Genomic DNA, 22070 nt, shown 5'->3' on the forward strand with positions numbered 1-22070 from the left:
AAAAGCTTTTGTAAAAATCCCACCTGTATTCCCCACCTTATTTAAATTGACGACGATACCACAATGCCGCAGCATCGACTTCTTCTCTTGTTAGCTGATGTCCACGATTTTCCCAATGAAGCGTTACGGATGCTCCCGCCTCCTGAAGCAGTTGCTCCAGTTCCTGAGATTCCTCAGGACGGCACATTGGATCATTTTCACCAGCTGCTATAAAGACTTGTTTCCCCGCTAATGAAGGTAATGAAACCCCTCGTCTTGGGACCATTGGATGATGCAGGATCGCTCCTTTCAGCGCATCTCCGTAATGGAATAACAGACTTCCAGCAATATTCGCCCCGTTTGAATAGCCGATGGCTACAACATTGTGACGATCAAATCCATACTTATCTGCTGCTTCCCCGATAAATGTATATAATTCCTCTGTACGCTCAATTAAATCTTGCTCATCAAAAACACCCTCTGCCAAACGCCTGAAAAAACGCGGCATGCCGTTTTCTGATACATTTCCTCTCACACTAAGAACAGATGCTTCAGGGTCTACCACTTCTGCAAGCGGCAATAAGTCTTGCTCTGTCCCGCCAGTTCCATGCAGCATGAGAAGGACAGGTTTTTGTTCATTCTTTCCTTTTTGAAAAAGATGCTTCATCATGAATCTCCTTTCCCTTTGATTTCTCTTACCTCAATCGGCAGCACGATTTGTTCAATTTGACTACGCTGCGCCTCATATTGCGGCGGCAGTTTCAACGCTTCACCCATCGTTTCCACAGATTCATCGTGTGCAAACCCTGGAGGATCGGTCGCAATCTCAAATAATATGCCGCCAAGCTCTCTAAAATAAATGGCATTGAAATAATTTCGATCTTGCACAGGCGTCACTTGATATCCGCTTTGCGCAACATGTCTTTGCCAATCTAATTGATCCTGATCATCTGTTGCTCTCCACGCAATATGATGTACAACACCCACGCCCATACGTCCTCGTGCAACAGGTGTCTTGTTCACATCAATGACATTGCCGATTTCTCCAAACGAACGGAATCTCACATAATCTCCTTCCGTGCCGACTTTTTCAAGTCCCATCGTTTGCTCTAGCAACTGCATCGTTTGCTCAGGCTGTGAAGTTAATAAAACAGCTCCGCCAAACCCTTTAATCGCTACTTCTGGTGTCACTCCATTAAATGTCCAGTCATTCTGTTTTCCTTCTTCACGTTCTACAAGTTCTATCAATAAACCGTGCGGATCTTCAAATGAGAGAAAGGCCTCACCAAAGCGTTCAATCATTTCATAAGAAACGTCAAACTGCTCAAGGCGTTCCTTCCAAAAAGAGAAAGCACCGGTCGGTACGACATATGTTGTCACACCTACTTGACCTGCTCCAATTTGTCCCTTTTGTGCACCTGGCCAAGGAAAAAACGTAATTATGGTACCTGGAGAACCTCCTTCATTTCCAAAATATAAATGATATGTGCCTGGATCATCAAAATTGACGGTCTTTTTCACGAGACGCAGACCTAAAACACCTGCATAAAAATCAACGTTCTCCTGAGGATGACCAACAATTGCTGTGATATGGTGAATTCCTTCTGTTTTCTTCACTTCTAATGACCTCCTCTTCATGACGTAACATGTCCCTACTCATTATGTCTTGACTGACGCTTTTATATTATCTCGAATTCGAGATATATGATCAAAAAATATATTTATCTCGAATTAAGGATATTCTTTTTTGAAATAGATGTCAATGATTTTTGTTTTTTTCTTTTCAAAAGCAGGCCGCTTTGTATATAGCAGACCTGCTTCCCCTTGATTATTGAAGCAATTTTTTCTTTTTTAAATAGGCTTCGGCTACTTGAAATGCATCTTTCCCCTTCACATTGACTTCGTAATTCATTTCTCTCATCTCATCATCTGTGATTTGACCAGCGAGCTTGTTGAGAGAGGCCTCAATCTCAGGATACTCTTTTAATGTCTCCTGTCTTAGCAAGGGCGCTCCTTGATAGGGCGGGAAAACATGCTTGTCATCATCAAGCACCTTCAACTTGTATTGTCTCAATTCACTGTCTGTCGAATACGCATCGACCAACTGAATATTCCCTTTTTGAATGGCTCGATATCGAAGTTTCGGTTCCATCGTGACCACATCGTCAAAAGAAAACTGATAAGCTTTTTGAATGCCTAAATATCCATCCTGACGATCAGAAAACTCTAAAGTAAAGCCAGCACGTATACGATTCTTGATTTGACCCAGATCTGAAATCTTTGATAAATCATATTGATCCGCTAGTGATTGAGGCACGGCTAAAGCATATGTATTGTTATAAGCCATCGGCTGAAGAAGCTGAAGCTGAAAGGATGACGCCAAACCTTGGCGCGCTTGCTCATACACTTTTTCCTTATCCGTGCTTTTCGCTGTTTCTTTCAGAAATTCAGAAATCGCTGTCCCTGTAAATTCAGGATAGATGTCAATATCACCAGACCGCAGTGCTTGAAAAACAAAGGACGTCTTACCAAGACCAGGCTTAAGATTGACTTGGATATCTGTATCCTGCTCAATTAAAAGCTTATACATGGAGATCAAAATTTCAGGCTCTGACCCCAGCTTCCCTCCAATGGTGATCTCTTTCTTTTCTTGTTGAAACAGCAATGGGGCAGCGACAACTGCTCCTGCTATTACAGCAAAGACCGTCACAGAGATCACGGTTTTTTTAAAGGAGATTTTCTCAAGTGTCCGCAAAACCACATCAAATAAGAGCGCAAGTAATGCAGCTGGAATAGCACCAATGATGATCAACGACATATCATTCCGATCAATTCCAAGCAGAATCAGACTCCCTAATCCACCTGCCCCAATAAGAGCTGCAAGAGTGGCTGTCCCTACAATAAGAACCATCCCTGTTCGGATACCTGCCATGATCACAGGCATAGCAAGAGGGAGTTCTACTTTTAATAAGCGTTTGCGGTGATTCATCCCCATAGCGAGCGCCGCTTCTCGGAGCGACGGATCGACCTCACGAATGCCTGTATATGTGTTTCTTAAAATAGGAAGAAGAGCATAGACGACAAGAGCGATAATTGCGGGCACTTGACCAATCCCAACGAGAGGAATCAGAAGTCCAAGCAGCGCCAAAGACGGAATTGTCTGCAAGACAGCCGTCACCCCAATGATCCACTCTGCTATCTTAGGGACTCTCGTTAAATAAATCCCTAAAGGAATGGCAATCAAAATCGCTAGAAATAACGCAATGAAGGAAATTTGAATATGCTCAAGTAAGGCGTGTCCGAGCTGATCTTTTCGAGCCCATAGCACACTGATCCATTCATTCATGTGTCTCGCCCCTCTCAGCAGAAGTACCGGCTAAATACTGGATCACCGCTTGACGAGTGATGAGTCCGATTCGTTTCCCATCATTCTCAACAACAAGTTCTTCATGCTCTGCCAGTCTAGATAGAACCTCTTCCAGCGTCGCATGGATGGAGATCGCCTCATCGCCTAACAGATCATCTTGAGGCATGGGCTGAGAAATAGTTGTCAGCTCAAATGCTTGATGGTCTACATGACGGGCAGCTCCTGAAACAAACTCCCGCACAAATGGATTCACTGGATGCTGAATCAATTCCTCTGGGCGTCCAACCTGCACCACTTTTCCTTCATTCATCACACATATCCGATCTCCAAGCTTCATGGCTTCCTGCATATCATGTGTCACAAAAACGATGGTCTTTTGAATACGGCGCTGTAACTCAAGCAGATCATCTTGTAATTTCTCTCTCGTCAGTGGATCTAACGCACTAAAAGGTTCATCCATCAGGACAATCTCAGGATCAGCAGCAAGTGCCCGTGCTACGCCGACTCGCTGCTGCTGTCCTCCTGAAAGCTCTGCTGGCTTTCGATGTCGATAGGTAGTAGGCTCAAGCCCCACCATGAACATCAACTCGTCAACACGCTGATTCGTCTCAGTCCGCTTCCATTGTTTCAGCTCTGGCACTATAGCAATATTCTCTTCTATGGTCATATGAGGGAACAGCGCAATTTGCTGAAGCACATAACCAATATCCCAGCGCAGCTCATAAATATCATAATCGCTGATGGTTCGACCCTTTATGTAAATCTCACCTTCTGTAGAAGAGATGAGACGATTGATCATTTTCAAAGTCGTCGTTTTCCCGCTTCCACTAGGTCCAATCAATACAAAAAATTCACCTTTCTGAATCTCCAAATCAACAGATTGAACGGCATAGCGGTCATCAGAAAACTGCATCGATACATTCTTAAATTCAATCATCTTCCCACGCCCTGACTGCAAGTATATTTTAAAATACCAATATGACAGATTAACCTAGTATTTGTATAGAACAAACTGTCACGTTGACTCTCTTTTTACATACTTCCCCTAGTTAGACTGCCAGAAACGGCTTTCTCATAAAAGTGAGACAAATAAAAAAAGCGAAGAGCTCAAGGCCCTTCGCTTTTAAGTCAACGACTTACTCACCAGTAACGTATGGAAGTAATGCCATTTGACGTGATTTTTTAATCGCTAATGTCAATTTACGTTGATACTTAGCGCTAGTTCCTGTTACACGACGAGGTAAAATTTTACCACGCTCAGAAACAAACTTTCTAAGAAGATCAACATCTTTGTAATCGATGTGCGTGATTCCGTTAGAAGTAAAGAAACATACTTTACGACGTTTCGCACGACCGCCTCTGCGTCCACCTGCCATTTGTTTTCACACCTTTCCTTTGGTCATTTTTTTCAGATCAATTAGAATGGCAAATCATCATCGGAGATGTCAATCGGTTTACCATCATTCGCAAATGGGTCATCATTGAAGCTATTTCCCTGATTACGATTTTGGTTGTTTTGATTGCCATATGGATTTTGACTTGGTTCATTTCCAAATGGATTCTGATCATTTTGGCTACCGCCATAATACTGGCCTCCGCTATTGCCACCGCCGCTGTATCCACCTGAACCAGCACCGCCGCTTTTAGGCTCAAGAAATTGAACACTTTCAGCTTGAACTTCTGTCACGAAGACACGCTGTCCTTGCTGGTTTTCATAGTTTCTTGTCTGCAAGCGACCGTCTACACCGGCAAGACTTCCTTTTTTCAAGAAATTAGCCACGTTCTCGGCTTGTCTTCTCCAAGTAACACAGTTAATGAAATCGGCTTCACGCTCTCCAGATTGATTCGTAAACGTACGATTCACAGCTAGAGTAAACGTGGCTACAGCCGCACCATTAGGCGTGTAGCGAAGCTCAGGGTCTTTTGTTAGTCTTCCGACCAATACAACACGGTTTAGCATATTGAAAGACCACCTTTAAATATATATTTCAATGATTTATTCTTCTTCTTTAACAACAATGTGGCGAATGATATCGTCACTGATCTTAGCTAAGCGGTCAAATTCTTGAACTGCTGCAGCGTCAGATTGAACGTTTACGATTTGGTAGAAGCCTTCACGGAAATCGTTGATTTCGTATGCAAGACGACGTTTACCCCAATCCTTTGTTCCAGTGATCTCCGCACCGTTAGAAGTTAACACGTTATTAAAACGGTCGATAACTGCTTTTTTAGCCTCATCGTCAACTGTTGGGCGGATGATGTACATAACTTCGTACTTTCTCATCTGATTGCACCTCCTTTTGGTCTAAGCGGCCCTATACGGGCAAGGAGCAATAAATTATATTACTCACAATTGTATATTATAACAAATTACTTTGCCTATGACAAGAACCTATACGTTAAAACGGAAATGAATGACGTCTCCATCTTTCACTATATATTCTTTACCTTCTAAACGAACTTTTCCTGCTTCTTTTGCAGCAGACATACTTCCGCCAGCTAGTAAATCTTCATAAGCAACCGTTTCAGCACGAATAAATCCACGCTCGAAGTCCGTATGAATGATTCCAGCACATTCCGGCGCCTTCATTCCTTTTTTAAATGTCCAAGCACGTACTTCTTGCTCACCTGCTGTGAAATACGTAGCTAAACCTAGAAGTGAATAAGACGCTTTAATCAACTGATCTAGACCTGATTCTTTAATGCCAAGCTCTTCAAGGAACATTTGCTTCTCTTCTCCTTCAAGCTCTGCAATTTCAGACTCAATCTTCGCACAAACGACGATGACTTCAGCGTTTTCGCCAGATGCAAACTCACGAATTTGCTGTACATATTCGTTTCCGTCCTGATCTGCTACTTCGTCCTCACTCACATTTGCTACATACAGAATAGGTTTTGACGTGAGTAAATGAAGTTGCTTCACAAGCTTCTGCTGCTCATCTGTAAATTCAACCGATCTTGCAGATTTTCCAGCTTCAAATGCGTCCTTCAGCTTTTCCAAAATATCAAATTCAGCTACCGCTTCCTTATCTTTTTGTTTCGCAAGCTTACTCACACGAGTTAAACGCTTTTCAACCGTTTCTAGATCAGCCAAAATCAATTCTAAATTAATCGTTTCAATATCTGACACTGGGTCAACCTTACCTGACACATGTGTAATGTTATCATCAGCAAATGCTCTCACCACGTGACAGATTGCATCTACTTGACGAATGTGAGAAAGGAATTTATTCCCTAAACCTTCTCCTTTAGATGCACCTTTCACAATACCAGCAATATCAGTGAATTCGAAAGCAGTCGGAACTGTCTTTTTTGGCTGCACTAATTCTGTCAGTTTTTGCAAACGCTCGTCTGGAACTTCTACAATTCCGACGTTTGGATCAATGGTACAGAACGGATAGTTAGCAGACTCCGCTCCAGCCTGTGTAATTGCATTAAATAGCGTTGACTTCCCGACGTTAGGTAAGCCAACAATACCAGCTGTTAAAGCCATTCTTTCATCTCCTCTATATGAAACGTGCTCGTTATACTGCGTAATATGAACCTAGAGCAATTATAAGTAGGTTTACATGAAAAGACAAGCTAACCATCATGCATTTTCAATAGAAGAAACATTACCAAAAAGACTAAATCGGAGCTTTAAAATGAGAAATTGCATCTGTTTCTCTGAACAAAAGACAAATTTCATCAAAAAAGCATGAGGCCTACTTAAGCAGTTGGCTCCTCATGCTTGACGAGAATTTTCTTCATTTTTCGTTCAAAATCTCTTCTTGGGATCATCACGCTGTGCCCGCACCCTTCGCATTTAATACGAATATCCATGCCCAAACGAATGACTTTCCACCGATTGGCACCACATGGATGGGGCTTTTTCATTTCAACGACGTCATGTAACCCAAATGCTTTGTCTGCCATCAGCATTCACCTCTCTTGCTCACTTCATTAAATCTATTGTACAAAAAAACGACGATAGAGAGCAATGCACAAAATAAAGAGCCGCTGTCATGTATCAATCCCGTTCTTTTTTATAGAAAAAACCCTTCTTTTAGATCATTTTATTTGTGACCAATAGTTACTTAAACTCCGCTTTTTTTCAATATTGTCACAAACACTGTAGGTCAAAAGGTTTTTATTGGTAGAACGCTGTGGTTTTTCCATATTTTTTGATTTATGATATCTGCATAAATGTTATGTGAGGGAGCAGGTACGATGGTCAATCGAAAGGATAGATTAACCGACAAAGATTATAAAATCATATCCGATCACGCTGGAAACGCAGAGAATTACCAGCAGAACCATACGATAGAAGTAGGTCAGCATACGCTCACTGTCAACGATTTTCTAAAAATAGATCATCAATTATATGGTTTAACGATGCAGCAGGAACAGTCAGATGAGTTCATTGTCGCGTTTCACTGTCCTCTGCCAAAACAAATGACGGTGACATCGGCACAAGATGTTCAAACGGCTACCCAATCCTTGTTAAAAACGGATTATGCCTACCCCATTGAAAGAAAATCCTTAGCCGGAAAGCAAGATCATGTCTTTTTTAAAGGGAAGGAATACATCGAGGACATCTGTCAGAAGCACCCAAATGCAGCCATCTATCTCACTGGACAAGCGCTTGCCGGTGCTGTTTGTGCTTACATAGCGACAGAACAGCCAGCTGTCAAAAAAGCCATCACATTCGATAGCCCAAATATATGGAGCAGCCTTGCACCTTCCATTCAGCAAAAAGCAGTAGAAGGAAAATATACCCATGTTCTCGCAGAATATATTCAACCCAATCATTATGTAGGTTTACTCAATCGCCATGATCATGGAGTTGGACAAGTCAAGTACACCGTACCGCCCCGGGAGCAGGGATCGGTCCAAGAATCCATAAAATATAAACCAAGAGAAATTGACACCTTTTTAAGATCAGCTTTTGCATCAATGAATATAGAGTGGAACGAATCATTTGATACAAATGCATTTTTAGCTCTCGTTTCAGGAGAATTTAAAGTAAATGGGTATTCATTCCATTCTAATGGAACCGCTCGTATTTTAGATGAACAGCTTGATCACAATACAAGTTTTACAGCGATGCTTTTACAAGACATCCATTCAGGCCGTGCATATGCACAAAACGGGCTTGAAATTATCATAAAATCCCATTTACTAAAAAATTCATCTTATGATCTACAAAGTATTATTGAACATGAAGTACACACTGTATTTGAGAAAATAGATGGAATTGATGATAGTGTCAAAGATGCCGTCCATCATGTAAAACAAGAACTGAAAGGACTTGTCGGCTTCGGTCACTATGATTTATTAACCCATAGCGATGTAGAAGCACTGTTAGAGGAAGTACGGATGGAGCAGCCGCAATCATCCTTTTATTCTCATGAAAAACAACTGAATGCCTTGTACACCTTGAGAGACTACGAACAAGAACTTTCCACCCTTTCAAGACATATGTACACAATGGGTGATGACTATGCCAAGGCAGATAGACGCCTTGCGATGCAAATGGGTATTCGTTAAGAAAGGAGTCGCCATATGATCAATCAAAATAAACCTCCTAGTGACGCCCAGCGTTTCTTGCAAAATGTGAGTGCCCGCCGCTCCATGTCTGTATTCGAAAGTCAATCTGCACCACAAACACAATCGCAATCACCTGAAGAAATTGCCGCTATTCAGGCCATGCGCAGAGAAGGACAACGAAAAGATTTAAAGCGATTGCTGAAAATGCGGCTTCACGATGAATTGGCAAACACACGCATGCACTTGGAGTACCAATTGTCCAAAACCGAAGACATGATAAACCAGACAACCATTGTCAAACAGCACGTATCCCAGCATTTAAAGGGACAAGCCATCTCAGAAATAGAGGAACGCATGCAGCGTCTCCAGCACATGCCTGTATATGACGATATCAAGGAAGCGATTGATTCCATTCGGATAAAATAAGCACTTCTCTTTAAAAGAGAGGTGTTTATTTTATTTTATCAGTATAATTTTTAGAACGGAAAAATATCTTTTTACTTAAAATCGGATACAGCATTAAACAGACAAGCAAATAAAGATTGAGCAAGCTGTAAATCGGATACAAGAAAGCAATCAAATCAGCAAATCCAAGAGAGGTTAAAGGTGCCATCAAAAGAAGCATGATGAATACAATGAACCAGCGGGGCATTCGTACAAAAGAGAGCATGCGGCTGGATAAACCAAATAATCCCGCAGCGGTTGTTGTATAAATCGCTAAACAAAGAACAATGGTCATAAACACAAACAATGATGTTGGTGCCCCCTCTAATACTGTAAACAAAGGAATCCCTTCTGCTGAAAGACTCCCAGAAATATCAACTAGTATTTCGTTATACACATAAGAAATGACTCCAAAAATCAAACCGCTTAATATACTTGCAACCTTGGCCTCTCCAAGCCCCTTCATTTCTTTCCCCACTGAAGATAGCACCGCCACAACAGATAATATATTCAAAGAAGCAAAGACGATACTAGCAGGCCAATTGTATTGCTGGCCAAAATCAATTCTCCACATATGATCATGATTCATATAATAAAAAACAAACGCATAGATGAGCCCCGCCACCAAAATTGGTATAATGAAGGCATTCACAGATAAGAGTCCTTTCACATCCCAGAAAAAAATCATAAATGAGAATAAACAAAATGCACCGATTCCAACCCAAAATGGCACATGATACATCTCAAGTGTCACCCCGCCACCGGCAATCATGACTGTTGTTGTCGTGAATAGATAAAGAACAATTAAAATATCATACACCTTGGCCAGCCAAGGACCTACAAGACGCTCTAACACCGGCACAAAATGATCAGCACGCACCTCATAACTGATTTTTAACACCACATAGGTCGACAGCATAAACATGAGCGTAAACAGTAGAATGGCTAGTCCGCTATCAAGGCCAAAAAACTGCCAAATTTCTTGACCGGAGGCATATCCCGCTCCTATCAAGCTTCCTAAAATTAAAAGCGTCCACCTTGAACCAGCCTTCCACACAATCATCACCTCATAGGTATAGAATTAAGCTTGTTTCCGTATACTGTTACTAACTACTATGACAAGGAAGTGAGACCTATGAATAGCAAGAACGGTCTTTTTTTAAGAAATAGGGTGAAAGAATACGTGTCCCATACGGATACAAATGCCATTCAGCAGCTTAAAAGTATTTTATTCTCGCATCTTCAGAAAGCAGGAAAAAGACCCGTTGCCATCGTCTGCATAGGAACAGACCGCTCAACCGGTGACTCTCTAGGTCCACTTGTAGGAACAAAGCTTTCAAGCCTTGATTTAAAAAAGATGCATGTATACGGCACTCTCTCTGACCCAGTGCATGCGGTCAATTTAAAGGAAAAGCTCGCTGAAATTGAACAAGCTCATAAACACCCATTTATCGTAGCCGTTGATGCCTGTTTAGGTAGAGTGAAAAGTGTAGGATCGTTTCAAATTGGAGAAGGACCGTTAAAGCCCGGTGCAGGTGTGCAAAAAGAGCTTCCAGAAGTAGGCAATATTCATATTAATGGAATCGTCAACGTGAGCGGTTTTATGGAATACTTCGTTCTCCAAAACACACGTCTTCATCTTGTGATGTCTATGGCCAATACACTGTCTGAAAGTCTATCCCACATTGATCAAATGGATTGGACGAGAGAAAAAAGCCGTTCTCTCTTCACCCCTATTCAAAATATCACGGGAAGAATATAAAAAAGACCATCTCATATCAAGATGGTCATTCCGATGATTCTCTCGTAGAAAGCAATTCAAGGATTCTTTCTAAATCTTCATTTGAGAGAAATTCAATCTCAATTTTCCCTTTTTTCTTCTGTTTCTTGATCGTCACTGAAGTACCAAAGTAATTTTGTAAGAAAGATTCTCTTTCTTTCAACATGCGATCCTTTGGTGCTTCTTTTTTCTTTGTTTCACGTGGAACATTTTCATTTAATTGCTGAACAAGTTTCTCAACCTGACGGACATTTAATCCTTCGTCCACGACCTTCTTTACCAATGGCGCCAGCTTCTTTTTGTTTTTCAAACTAAGCAGCGTGCGTCCATGTCCCATGGATAATGTTCCATCCGCAATCAGCTTTTGTACTTCATCCGGTAATGTTAATAAACGAAGGTGGTTCGCAATATGCGGTCTGCTTTTTCCTAACCGCTTGGCTAATTCCTCTTGAGTCACACTTAAGTGATCTAGTAAGGAGGCATAGGCTTCCGCTTCCTCTAATGGAGATAAATCCTCGCGCTGTAAGTTTTCTAAAAGAGCGATCTCCCTCATCAGTGTTTCTGAAAATTCCCTGACGATCGCAGGAATCGTTGTCAAACCAGCTTGTTGTGCTGCACGGAAACGGCGTTCTCCTGCGACAATGTCATATCCTTTAATCGATTTACGAACAATAATCGGCTGTAAAACACCGTGCTGCTGAATTGATTCTTTGAGATCAGACAATGCATCATCATCAAACGTTTTCCTTGGCTGATAAGGGTTTGGGCGCAAATCCTTCAACTTAATTTCTTCGATAGTTTCTTCATTGGAATCTACATTGTTAAATAGCGCATTAATACCCTTTCCAAGACCTTTAGCCATTCGCATCCACTTCCTTTGCTAAGTCTAAATAGACATCTGCACCTCTTGAACGTGGATCATACAAGATAATAGGTTTCCCATGACTAGGCGCTTCACTTAGTCTCACATTCCTCGGAATCACAGTCTGATAGACTTTATCTCTAAAGTATTTTTTTACTTCTTCGATGACTTGGATTCCAAGATTTGTTCTTGCATCAAGCATTGTCAGTAAGACACCTTCAATGGCAAGGTCGGTATTTAGATGTTTCTGCACAAGACGAACCGTATTCAACAATTGACTCAATCCTTCAAGCGCATAATATTCACACTGAACCGGTATTAAAACGGAATCGGATGCAGTTAACGCATTAATCGTCAGTAACCCAAGTGATGGCGGGCAGTCAATAATCATATAATCATAATTCTGCTTAACAGATTCAAGTGCTCTCTTCAGCCTCACTTCACGTGAGATTGTAGGCACAAGCTCTATTTCAGCCCCTGCAAGCTGTATCGTCGCAGGAATGACATCAAGATTTTCGACCTCTGTCGTCTTAATCACATCAAGTACATCTGCATCGTCTACTAAAATATCGTACACGCACTTCTCTACGTCGGCCTTCTCAATCCCAATACCACTCGTGGCATTTCCCTGCGGATCAATATCAACTAACAACACTCGTTTTCCTATGTATGCTAAACACGCACCCAAATTAACAGAAGTTGTCGTCTTCCCAACGCCGCCCTTCTGGTTGGTAATCGCTATGATTTTCCCCACGATGTCACCCACTTTCAACTTAACAAGTTTCTCATTCATTCATACTTCCTATTCTATCAAAAAAAGTATGAAACGTTTGCTTTTTTTGTTTCTCCATTATAAATTCGTGAATGAATCTGTGTTTCCGTACATGGATAGATGCATAAAAACGCGCTTCGAAGATATATTAATATATCTTTTTGAAGAAAATAACGAGACAAAAAACCCCCACTTTTCATGAAAAGTGAGGGAGATACAATCAAAAGTTTAACCCGCCAATTTTACGGCCTTCGCTCACAATGACTTTAGGTGTCACTGTTTTATAGTTCTTCTTTTTCAAAAACCCATAGGGTGCTTTAATGGTAAATGTCGCATGTCCAACAGCGTCCCCGGTTTTTGCGTAAGCTTGCCATACAATCTTTGAACAATATGTAGGGTCCAAGGATTGAATAGACATAGTGATCGAATATCGAGCCTTCGGATGGTCTTTCACGTAATCGTGCGCCCAATCCCCAGCTAAATCTGCCTTTTCCTGATGATTAATCCGAATCACCTTTGTATTGGCACTATAGCGAAACCAGCTTTGAATGGAATCAATATTTGGATGCTGCCGGAACCCAGGAATGGATGCATAGCTTTTCTCATTAATGACGATGCCTGCATGACCAATTAAACCATTCAAAGCACCAGTGCTCGTCACCAATATATCCCCTTTTTGAGGCATAATATCGGTTCCAGGATACGGTTTACCAAAAAGATGGCGAATGGTATTCGGCCTTTCATCTGTTACCATTTCATCCTGTTTGTTTTGCCGTAAGCCATAGTTCTCCAAATCATCATCAGCTGTGATCACATCGATCGCATCGTCCTGAGACGCTTGCTCTTGATTTAATTGTTGAACCGTTACATCTGTCGAAACCACACCTTGTTTCTTCAGAGCACTGAGTTCTTCTTTTGTAATCGTTTCTTCCGCTGAATGAATATCATGATTCGTTGACGTGCTCACAGCAAACACAGTCGTTTCATTTGAAAAAAGAGAAAAAGAGATTAGTAAATAACAGATAATAGCAAAAATAGTCTTTTTCATTTTCATTGGTTATATGTCACCTCCCTTCTACTATGAAAATCATATTTTACCAATTAATTAATAATAAGTAAATATAATGAATTTAAGGGATGGAAAGACAAAAAAAGCTGACGAGTAATGCTCATCAGCTTTTTTCTATTTAGGAATGCGAATGGTTAATTGGATATATTCCTCAAATTCTTCTTCCTCGGTATTTATTTTAAGTCCGCTATCTTCTACCATATGGAGAGACTGACGAATGGTATTCATCGCAATTCGCGTATCTCGGCTAAACGCCTTACGTTTCGGCTTCGGTTTGCGATCTGTTTTTTGTTCAAGCATCTTCACTACACGCTCTTCAGTCTGTTTCACATTTAGCTGCTTTTCAATGATTTCCTGCAACAGCGTGATTTGTAATTCTGGAAGCTTTAGAGGTACAAGTGAACGGGCATGCCTCTCAGAGATTTTTTTCTCCAAAATGGCTTGCTGTACCTCTTCAGGCAACTTTAAAAGTCTTAGTTTGTTTGCAACAGTCGATTGTCCCTTACCTAAACGCTGAGCAAGCGCTTCTTGCGTTAAATCATGAAGCTCTAAAAGACGTGCATAAGCATGAGCCTCTTCAATTGCAGACAGCTCTTCTCTTTGCAAATTTTCAATCAATGCCACAGATGCCGTTTCCGTATCAGTAAAATCTTTTATAATAGCGGGGATCTTCTCCCATTGAAGAGTTTGTACCGCTCTCCAACGTCTTTCGCCGGCGATCAGTTCATATTTTCCTTCTTCTTCTGTTGGTCTAACAACAATCGGTTGAATAATGCCATGGGTATGAATGGTTGTGGCCAGCTCTTGTATCTTTTCTTCTGAAAAAATGGTGCGTGGCTGAAAACGGTTAGGCATAATTGTGTCGACCGGGAGCTCCTGTATCTCTTCCTTTAATGTATCATGCTCAGCAATCTCTGCCTCTATTTCGGTATCACGCTCAGGTTGTTCTTTGTCACCCAGCCCGAAGAAGCGTGAGAGTGAATGCTTCATGAACCTACACCACCTTTAAAAACTACCTTTTTATAATTCTATTTTCTCATGTTTTTTCCTTCTGTAAAATCATAAATATTGAAGAAAAACCGACCTTTTACATGATCAACCTTCTATTGGTGATTTATTAGGTGTTCCTGGTTTTCTAGGATATTTTTTTGGTGTTTGTTTTTTCTTTTCAATGACAATGATGTTCCGTTCGCTTTCTTCTAAAGGAAGAACAAAGGAATGCTTTTCAACAACCTCTCCTCCGAGGACAGTGACAGCTTTTTTTCCTGCTTGCATCTCTTCATCTGCAGCAGATGCTTTTAATGCAACAAACAATCCTTCCTTTTTCACAAGAGGCAGGCATAGTTCGCTCAAGACAGATAAGCGCGCAACTGCTCTAGCGGTGACAAGGTCATAGCTTTCACGTTGATCTTTACGTTGTCCAAAGGTCTCCGCACGATCATGATAAAAAGTAGTATCTTGTAAGTTTAACCCTTTTGCTAACTCATTGAGAAACGTAATGCGTTTCTGGAGAGAATCAACAATGGTCACATGTAGATGAGGGAAACAAATTTTAAGAGGAATGCTTGGAAAACCAGCACCAGCTCCAATATCACAAATTGTTGTCACATTGTGAAAATCAATAAAAAATGCTGCTGATATCGAGTCATAAAAATGCTTTAAATATACTTCTTCCTTTTCTGTAATGGACGTTAAATTCATCTTCTCGTTCCATTCTACAAGCATATGGAAGTAAGTTTCAAATTGTTCAAGCTGCACTGGAGAAAGAGTGATCCCTTTCTCCTCTAGTGCTGCTGTAAATTGTTCAATGTTCATGCCGACATCCTTTCTACTCTGCTATCTTCGCAATACGTCCCTGCTCCAAATATACTAAAAGGATAGAAATATCAGCAGGGTTAACGCCTGAAATACGAGAAGCCTGTGCAACAGAAAGCGGTCGGACTTCTTTTAGCTTTTGCTTCGCTTCAGTTGCAATCCCTTTGATGGCATCATAATCGATTCGATCCGGAATCTTTTTGTTTTCCATCTTTTTCAGCTTTTCAACTTGTTGGAGCGACTTTTCGATATAACCTTCATATTTAATTTGAATCTCTACCTGTTCACACACATCAGCAGGAAGCGATGTGTCAGCAGGAGCTAGTTTCACAACAGATTCATAGTTCATCTCTGGGCGCTTCATCAGATCACTAGCGCGAATACCGTCCTTCAATTCACTTCCACCAAGTGAACGAATATATTCCTGTGTCTCTACTGTAGGTTTAATAATGACAGAATATAAACGTTTTTTCTCTGCTTCAATGGCCTCTTTTTTCTGTGTGAATGCTTGGAATCTCTCTTCAGAAATTAAACCAATGTTATATCCAAGTTCCGTTAATCTTAAATCAGCATTGTCATGACGCAGAAGTAAGCGGTACTCTGCACGAGAAGTTAAAAGACGGTAAGGTTCATTTGTACCCTTCGTGACAAGATCATCAATGAGAACACCGATATATGCATCAGATCGGCTTAAAATGACTTCTTCTTTACCCAATGCTTTTCTTCCTGCATTGATACCTGCCATAATTCCTTGACCTGCTGCTTCCTCATAACCAGAGGTACCATTAATTTGGCCAGCTGTATATAATCCAGAAATTTTCTTTGTCTCAAGTGTAGGCCACAATTGTGTAGGCACAATCGCATCATACTCAATGGCATAACCCGCTCGCATCATTTGTACATTTTCAAGCCCTGGAATGGTTGACAGCATTCGCTGCTGTACATCCTCTGGCAGACTTGTAGATAAACCTTGAACATACACTTCTTGCGTATTACGGCCTTCTGGCTCTAAGAAAATTTGATGTCTCGGTTTATCATTAAAACGAACCACCTTATCCTCAATAGACGGGCAGTATCTAGGACCTGTTCCTTTAATCATACCTGAATACATAGGAGAACGGTGAAGATTCTCATCAATAATTTGATGAGTCTCTAAACTAGTGTATGTTAACCAGCATGGTAATTGATCTGTAATATATTCCACAGTTTCATAAGAAAACGCACGTGGTACATCATCACCTGGTTGAATTTCTGTCTTACTATAATCAATCGAGTGGCTGTTTACTCGAGGTGGTGTCCCAGTTTTAAAGCGAACCAAATCGAATCCTAATTCTGCTAGATGATCCGATAATTTAATGGAAGGCTGCTGATTATTAGGACCGCTTGAATAAGAAAGATCACCTAAAATAATGCGGCCTTTTAAGAAAGTACCAGTCGTTAGAACAACAGACTTCGCGCGATAATTTGCACCTGTTTGAGTCACGACACCTTTACATTCATCATCTTCTACAATTAAATGATCTACCATCCCTTGCAGCATTGTTAGGTTTGGTTCATTTTCCATTGTTTTTTTCATTTCGTGCTGATATTGAAACTTATCTGCTTGCGCTCTTAACGCACGGACAGCAGGTCCTTTCCCAGTATTCAGCATACGCATTTGAATATGCGTCTTATCTATATTTCGTGCCATTTCTCCGCCTAGCGCATCAATTTCTCTGACGACAATCCCTTTAGCGGGACCCCCTACGGACGGATTACATGGCATAAAAGCAACCATATCTAGATTGATGGTCAATACAAGTGTTTTGGCGCCCTGTCTTGCAGAAGCAAGAGCAGCCTCAACACCAGCATGACCGGCACCGACGACGATTACATCATATTGGCCAGCTTCATAACCCATTTCTTTTGTTCCTCCCTTTACTTTCCTAAACAGAATTGAGAGAATAACTGATCGATTAAGCTTTCATGAACAGCATCCCCAATAATTTCACCTAGCTGCTCCCAGCAGCGTGTTAAATCTATTTGAACGATGTCGATCGGTACATCCATTTCAATTCCTTCTAGAGCATCCTCAATCGATTGTTTTGCTTCTTGAAGGAGCGCAATATGCCTAGTATTGCTCACATACGTTAAATCTCCACTTTCAATTGAGCCAGTGAAGAATAAAGATTGAATGGCCATTTCAAGCTCATCAATCCCTTTTTCTTGTAATAAAGATGTTGTCACGACTGGACGATCTTTCGCTAACTCTTTTACTTTTTCTACATCAAGTTTAGGCTCAAGATCAGTCTTATTGACAATCACAATAATATCCATACCTGAGACAGCCTCAAATAGCTTAATATCTTCCTCAGATAACTCTTCACTATAATTGAGCACAAGTAAAATCAGGTCAGCTTCTTTTAAGACCTGTCTTGATCGTTCGACCCCAATACGCTCAACAATGTCTTCAGTCTCACGTATACCCGCAGTATCTACTAAACGGAGCGGTACTCCTCTTACATTCACATATTCCTCGATGACATCTCTGGTTGTTCCAGGAATATCGGTCACAATCGCCTTTGTTTCCTGAACAAGACTATTTAATAAGGAAGACTTCCCAACATTTGGCCTTCCAATAATAACAGTAGATAAGCCCTCACGTAGGATTTTCCCCTGCTGTGAAGTCGTTAGAAGCGATTCAATTTCCTTTTTCACAGATGTCGCCTTCTCAACTAAGACTCGATGTGTCATTTCTTCAACATCGTCATACTCTGGATAATCAATATTCACTTCTACATGGGCAAGTGTCTCCAATATCTCACCACGAAGACGTTTAATCAAACCGGAGAGACGTCCCTCCATTTGAGTAATTGCGACATTCATCGCACGGTCAGTCTTTGCACGAATCAAGTCCATTACGGCTTCTGCTTGTGACAAGTCGATTCTTCCATTTAGGAAAGCACGTTTTGTAAACTCACCTGGCTCCGCTAATCTCGCTCCTTCTTTTAAAGCAAGCTGCAAGACTTTATTGACCGTGACAATTCCGCCATGGCAGTTGATCTCAATAACGTCTTCTCTCGTAAATGTTTTTGGCGCTCTTAATACAGACACCATGACCTCTTCTATCACTTGCTCGGTACTTGAATCTACAATATGACCATAATGAATTGTATGAGAATCCACTGATACAAGTTTTTTCTCCTTAGGCCCCTTATACATGCGATCAGCAATCTGAACTGCATCAGGCCCGCTTAAACGTATAATGGCAATTGCCCCTTCACCCATTGGTGTAGAAATTGCTGCAATTGTATCCACCGCTCATTCACCTCTTTCTCTATTCAATAGACAGTCTTATATCTATTAAATGGACGTTGTCCATCTCTATATCAAAAACGCTTAATCCAAAATTTAAAGATACCACAAATGCATGCGAAGCGAAAGTAGCCCACATTTAATTATCCACAGTTTTGCACCCTGTCTATTTTAACACTTAACTTATCCACATGTGAATAACGACGTTCTTAACTTGTCTTCACATCTTACACCTAAATCCAATAAATTAAAACGCCCTTCTCCCTTTGCAACTAAGGGAAAATGACGTTTTCGATCTAAATAACACAATAACCTTTTAGAAATAAAGGAGGAATCTACTATTAAAAGGTAATTTTTCAATAAAAAAAGACTAAAATCCAGCTTTGCTGAATCTTAGCCTTTCTGCTATTTTTTATAAAGCACCACAACATGACGCTTGGTGCCCGTATCTTCAGATGCCGTGGCAAGTTCTTTAGAAAATGCTGCAATCGTATCATGAACGACTTTTCGTTCATTCGAAGGCATCGGTTCTAAATGAACCTTTCTCTTCGTTTTTAAAACACGGTTTGCCGTTTTGATTGCGTATTGTTCAAGTGCTTCTTGTCGTTTCTTCCTATAATCTCCAATATCAATTGTAATATGATGATACTGATCAGAATAACGATTAAACACTAACTGCACCAAGGTTTCTAAAGAGTACAGTGTTTGTCCTCTTTTTCCAATCATTAATGAAGTTTTGTCTCCATCAATGTGAAAAGAGATCTTTTTCGTTTCTTTTTTCGAAACAATGTTTGCTTTAGGATCAATTGATTTAACAATTTTATCTAAATACTGTGTTGCTAATTTGAGCGCATCTCGCTTTTCTACTAACTTGACAACAGCTTGTCTTTTACCAAATAATCCTAAAAACCCTTTGTTTCCTTCATCTACTATTGTGATATCCACTTCTTCTTGTAGTAGTTGAATTTGTTTAAGTCCGGAATCTACTGCTTCTTCGATTGTGCGACCGACAGCAGTTATTTCCTTCATTTTTTGTTCCCGCCAGCTTTTTCTTTTGTATCAACTTTTACTTGAGGTGTTTTAATGACCAAAGTTTGAATGATCATGAAAATGTTACCTACAACCCAGTACAGTGAAAGTGCCGCTGGGAAACTGATTGCAAATACAATGATCATAATTGGCATCACCCAAAGCATAATCGCCATTTGAGGGTTGTCCGAAGGATTTCCAGCCATCATTAGCTTCTGCTGAATAAAAGTAGCTACACCTGCAATAATCGGTAACAGGAATAATGGATCTGGACTGCCTAAGTCAAACCATAAGAAAGTATGTTTCTTGATTTCAGCTGTTCTCATGATCGCATGATAAAAACCAATTAAGATTGGCATTTGAATTAAGATTGGGAAACACCCTGCTAATGGATTTACACCATTCTTTTGGAAAAGAGCCATTGTTTCCTGTTGAAGCTGCTGCTGTGTTTTTTGATCTTTTGAACTATATTTTTCACGAAGCTTCTTTAGTTCTGGCTGAAGTGCTTGCATTGCTTTTGTACTTCTTAATTGTTTAATCATTAATGGTAAAATAAGCAAACGAATTAAAAGAGTTACGATAATAATCGCTACACCATAGTTTTCACCAGTTAAGTTTGCCATGTAAGTGATTAATTGAGATAGCGGGTATACAATGTAAGAATTCCAGAATCCCTTACTATCTGATGTGATTGGTTCATTGATTTGTGTACATCCTGCCAATAGAACCAACACGCCAATCAAGCTAAATATTAGTAATAATCGCCTTTTCAACAAGATTCCTCCCATTACTTCAAACTTTATTTAAGTTGGAATTGATTACGAAAGTGACTCACCTAATCAGTATGGTAACATTTTTTCATTACAAAGTGGTGGTTTCATTTTAATTCACTAGATGAAGGAAGCGCTTTTAAAAATTGATTCAACGAAAGTTTCTATTACGAAGACTTTTTCGGTTGTTGTTGATAAACAGCGGATTTTCTAAATAAATGCTGGAGAGACTTCTTTGTTTCTTCAAAGGTCAATTCGCTTGCTGGTTTTCGTGCGATAACAATGTAGTCTTTTTCTTGCTTTAGCTTATGACCTTCCTCTAAGAACACCTGACGGATCAGTCGTTTAATCCGGTTTCTTATCACTGCATTCCCTATCTTTTTACTGACAGACAATCCTAAACGCAGTTCTTCTTGATTTGGTTGGTCCAGCTGATAAATGACGAATTGGCGATTAGCCATTGATTGACCTTTTTTGAATACTGTTTGAAACTCTTCATTTTTTTTTAGCCTGTTTCGCTTCTTCATGTTTTCTTCCACTCCGATAAAAACTGACAGTTCATTTACGATTTTATGTAAAAAAGACCACTGACATTATTCAGTGGCCTAAGCTGATAATTTTTTTCTACCTTTGCTGCGGCGTCGCTTTAAAACTAGACGTCCGTTTTTAGAACTCATACGGCTGCGGAAGCCATGAACTTTACTACGCTTACGGTTATTTGGTTGAAACGTTCTTTTCATTTATGACACCTCCCTGAGGAATAGCTGTTTAAGACAGTCTAACTCATTATATTTGTGTAACCCATCGATTGTCAATATCAATGATAAAACTCTTATTATCAACCTTATAAGCATAACACAAGTTATCAAGTGAAGAAACCTTCTTTTTTAGTTTCCAGCATTTTATTCTTTTTTTCCTTCAAAAAAACCTTCAAAACAAGGGTGTGGATATTTTTCCGGCATATTTAGACTATCCACATCCATTATCGACATTTTTTTCACACAAATAACCTATGTGGATAATTATTTTTCAACAGGATGTAAAGTGTGTGGATAAGTTTGTGACACCCATTGCACCATCTTGTTTATTTTGATATTATATTTGTGTTTTAACTCTTAATTACTTATCTGGCCTATTTATCTTATCCACAAATTGTGGATAACCTGTGGAAAGTTATTACACAGGTTGTTGAATTGTTTATCCACAACCTGTGTAATTTGTCGAAAAGACGTTTTTCTACTATATTAATTGTTTTCAACAAAGTATGTGCACGAATGGTGATGACCATTTGCTCTTTTTCGTGTTCTATAACAGTTTGATACTGGTCATTTTAAAAAGAAAAGGAGGGGGGAGAAGCCTT

General features: G+C 40.2%; 24 protein-coding genes. 3 read left to right on the plus strand and 21 right to left on the minus strand.

Annotated features, from left to right (window positions below; all coding sequences use genetic code 11):
• Positions 1 to 37: 37 nt before the first annotated feature.
• From ABG082_RS19045 to ABG082_RS19085, 9 genes are all read right to left on the minus strand, one after another.
• A complete protein-coding gene (locus ABG082_RS19045; protein WP_024718443.1) occupies positions 38 to 649 on the minus strand; it encodes an alpha/beta hydrolase in 612 nt (203 codons plus the stop codon).
• Positions 646 to 1596, minus strand: coding sequence for a ring-cleaving dioxygenase (locus tag ABG082_RS19050; RefSeq protein WP_017359878.1), 951 nt, complete (start codon positions 1594 to 1596; stop codon positions 646 to 648). The genes ABG082_RS19045 and ABG082_RS19050 overlap by 4 nt, the downstream gene beginning before the upstream one ends.
• Before the next feature lie 211 nt (positions 1597 to 1807).
• On the minus strand, positions 1808 to 3325 hold the full coding sequence (locus ABG082_RS19055; protein ID WP_046344916.1) for an ABC transporter permease/substrate-binding protein: 1518 nt from the start codon (positions 3323 to 3325) through the stop codon (positions 1808 to 1810).
• Positions 3318 to 4283 carry an ABC transporter ATP-binding protein gene (locus tag ABG082_RS19060; protein WP_348936414.1) on the minus strand — a complete coding sequence of 322 codons (966 nt, stop codon included), beginning with the start codon at positions 4281 to 4283 and terminating at the stop codon, positions 3318 to 3320. The genes ABG082_RS19055 and ABG082_RS19060 overlap by 8 nt, the downstream gene beginning before the upstream one ends.
• 199 nt (positions 4284 to 4482) lie before the next feature.
• Positions 4483 to 4722, minus strand: a complete 240-nt coding sequence (gene rpsR / locus ABG082_RS19065) for a 30S ribosomal protein S18 (protein ID WP_008347556.1) — start codon at positions 4720 to 4722, stop codon at positions 4483 to 4485.
• A 41-nt stretch (positions 4723 to 4763) separates the two neighbouring features.
• Positions 4764 to 5306: a single-stranded DNA-binding protein SsbA gene (gene ssbA / locus ABG082_RS19070; protein ID WP_007497456.1), complete on the minus strand. Its 543-nt coding sequence runs from the start codon at positions 5304 to 5306 to the stop codon at positions 4764 to 4766.
• A 36-nt stretch (positions 5307 to 5342) separates the two neighbouring features.
• Positions 5343 to 5630 (minus strand): 30S ribosomal protein S6, encoded by a 288-nt coding sequence (gene rpsF / locus ABG082_RS19075; RefSeq protein WP_008347557.1) that lies wholly within the window; start codon positions 5628 to 5630, stop codon positions 5343 to 5345.
• A gap of 108 nt (positions 5631 to 5738) precedes the next feature.
• On the minus strand, positions 5739 to 6839 hold the full coding sequence (gene ychF / locus ABG082_RS19080; RefSeq protein WP_007497458.1) for a redox-regulated ATPase YchF: 1101 nt from the start codon (positions 6837 to 6839) through the stop codon (positions 5739 to 5741).
• Positions 6840 to 7054: 215 nt separating this feature from the next.
• The gene (locus ABG082_RS19085) at positions 7055 to 7261 is read right to left on the minus strand and encodes a DUF951 domain-containing protein (protein WP_008347561.1); all 207 of its coding nucleotides are present in this window, start codon (positions 7259 to 7261) and stop codon (positions 7055 to 7057) included.
• A gap of 294 nt (positions 7262 to 7555) precedes the next feature.
• On the opposite strand from ABG082_RS19085, the gene ABG082_RS19090 reads away from it, so the two are divergent.
• On the plus strand, positions 7556 to 8875 hold the full coding sequence (locus ABG082_RS19090; RefSeq protein ID WP_348936415.1) for a hydrolase: 1320 nt from the start codon (positions 7556 to 7558) through the stop codon (positions 8873 to 8875).
• Positions 8876 to 8890: 15 nt separating this feature from the next.
• Complete coding sequence (locus ABG082_RS19095; protein ID WP_035390143.1) at positions 8891 to 9301, plus strand: hypothetical protein; 411 nt, start codon at positions 8891 to 8893, stop codon at positions 9299 to 9301.
• A 25-nt stretch (positions 9302 to 9326) separates the two neighbouring features.
• On the opposite strand, the gene ABG082_RS19100 is transcribed toward ABG082_RS19095, so the two are convergent.
• Positions 9327 to 10382: a hypothetical protein gene (locus tag ABG082_RS19100; protein WP_079919768.1), complete on the minus strand. Its 1056-nt coding sequence runs from the start codon at positions 10380 to 10382 to the stop codon at positions 9327 to 9329.
• 72 nt (positions 10383 to 10454) lie between these two features.
• Here ABG082_RS19100 and yyaC point away from each other — a divergent pair, with 72 nt between their 5' ends.
• A complete protein-coding gene (yyaC, locus tag ABG082_RS19105; RefSeq protein ID WP_060781612.1) occupies positions 10455 to 11081 on the plus strand; it encodes a spore protease YyaC in 627 nt (208 codons plus the stop codon).
• A 25-nt stretch (positions 11082 to 11106) separates the two neighbouring features.
• Here the strand turns inward: yyaC and ABG082_RS19110 are convergent, their stop codons facing one another.
• The 11 genes from ABG082_RS19110 to rpmH all read right to left on the minus strand — a co-directional run bounded on the left by ABG082_RS19110 (position 11107) and on the right by rpmH (position 21450).
• The gene (locus tag ABG082_RS19110) at positions 11107 to 11961 is read right to left on the minus strand and encodes a ParB/RepB/Spo0J family partition protein (RefSeq protein ID WP_348936416.1); all 855 of its coding nucleotides are present in this window, start codon (positions 11959 to 11961) and stop codon (positions 11107 to 11109) included.
• Positions 11954 to 12715 (minus strand): sporulation initiation inhibitor protein Soj, encoded by a 762-nt coding sequence (gene soj / locus ABG082_RS19115; protein ID WP_008360890.1) that lies wholly within the window; start codon positions 12713 to 12715, stop codon positions 11954 to 11956. Before soj ends, ABG082_RS19110 begins: the two co-directional genes overlap by 8 nt.
• 238 nt (positions 12716 to 12953) lie before the next feature.
• Positions 12954 to 13787: an orthopoxovirus pf05708 family protein gene (locus ABG082_RS19120; protein ID WP_348936417.1), complete on the minus strand. Its 834-nt coding sequence runs from the start codon at positions 13785 to 13787 to the stop codon at positions 12954 to 12956.
• 129 nt (positions 13788 to 13916) lie between these two features.
• Positions 13917 to 14792 (minus strand): nucleoid occlusion protein, encoded by an 876-nt coding sequence (gene noc / locus ABG082_RS19125; RefSeq protein WP_008347579.1) that lies wholly within the window; start codon positions 14790 to 14792, stop codon positions 13917 to 13919.
• A 105-nt stretch (positions 14793 to 14897) separates the two neighbouring features.
• Complete coding sequence (rsmG, locus tag ABG082_RS19130; protein WP_007497477.1) at positions 14898 to 15617, minus strand: 16S rRNA (guanine(527)-N(7))-methyltransferase RsmG; 720 nt, start codon at positions 15615 to 15617, stop codon at positions 14898 to 14900.
• 13 nt (positions 15618 to 15630) lie between these two features.
• On the minus strand, positions 15631 to 17517 hold the full coding sequence (mnmG, locus tag ABG082_RS19135) for a tRNA uridine-5-carboxymethylaminomethyl(34) synthesis enzyme MnmG (RefSeq protein WP_035390146.1): 1887 nt from the start codon (positions 17515 to 17517) through the stop codon (positions 15631 to 15633).
• 17 nt (positions 17518 to 17534) lie between these two features.
• Complete coding sequence (gene mnmE / locus ABG082_RS19140; RefSeq protein WP_039169035.1) at positions 17535 to 18914, minus strand: tRNA uridine-5-carboxymethylaminomethyl(34) synthesis GTPase MnmE; 1380 nt, start codon at positions 18912 to 18914, stop codon at positions 17535 to 17537.
• Positions 18915 to 19316: 402 nt separating this feature from the next.
• Entirely contained in the window at positions 19317 to 19940 is a 624-nt protein-coding gene (gene jag, locus ABG082_RS19145) for an RNA-binding cell elongation regulator Jag/EloR (protein WP_249669842.1), read from the minus strand.
• Positions 19937 to 20719, minus strand: coding sequence for a YidC family membrane integrase SpoIIIJ (gene spoIIIJ, locus ABG082_RS19150; protein WP_089374159.1), 783 nt, complete (start codon positions 20717 to 20719; stop codon positions 19937 to 19939). Before spoIIIJ ends, jag begins: the two co-directional genes overlap by 4 nt.
• Before the next feature lie 158 nt (positions 20720 to 20877).
• Positions 20878 to 21237, minus strand: a complete 360-nt coding sequence (gene rnpA, locus ABG082_RS19155) for a ribonuclease P protein component (protein ID WP_008347592.1) — start codon at positions 21235 to 21237, stop codon at positions 20878 to 20880.
• A gap of 78 nt (positions 21238 to 21315) precedes the next feature.
• The gene (gene rpmH / locus ABG082_RS19160; RefSeq protein ID WP_008360908.1) at positions 21316 to 21450 is read right to left on the minus strand and encodes a 50S ribosomal protein L34; all 135 of its coding nucleotides are present in this window, start codon (positions 21448 to 21450) and stop codon (positions 21316 to 21318) included.
• Positions 21451 to 22070: the final 620 nt, after the last annotated feature.

This window comes from Bacillus sp. BS1807G30 (assembly GCF_040047675.1).
In the GTDB taxonomy this organism is placed as follows: Bacteria; Bacillota; Bacilli; order Bacillales; family Bacillaceae; genus Bacillus; species Bacillus altitudinis.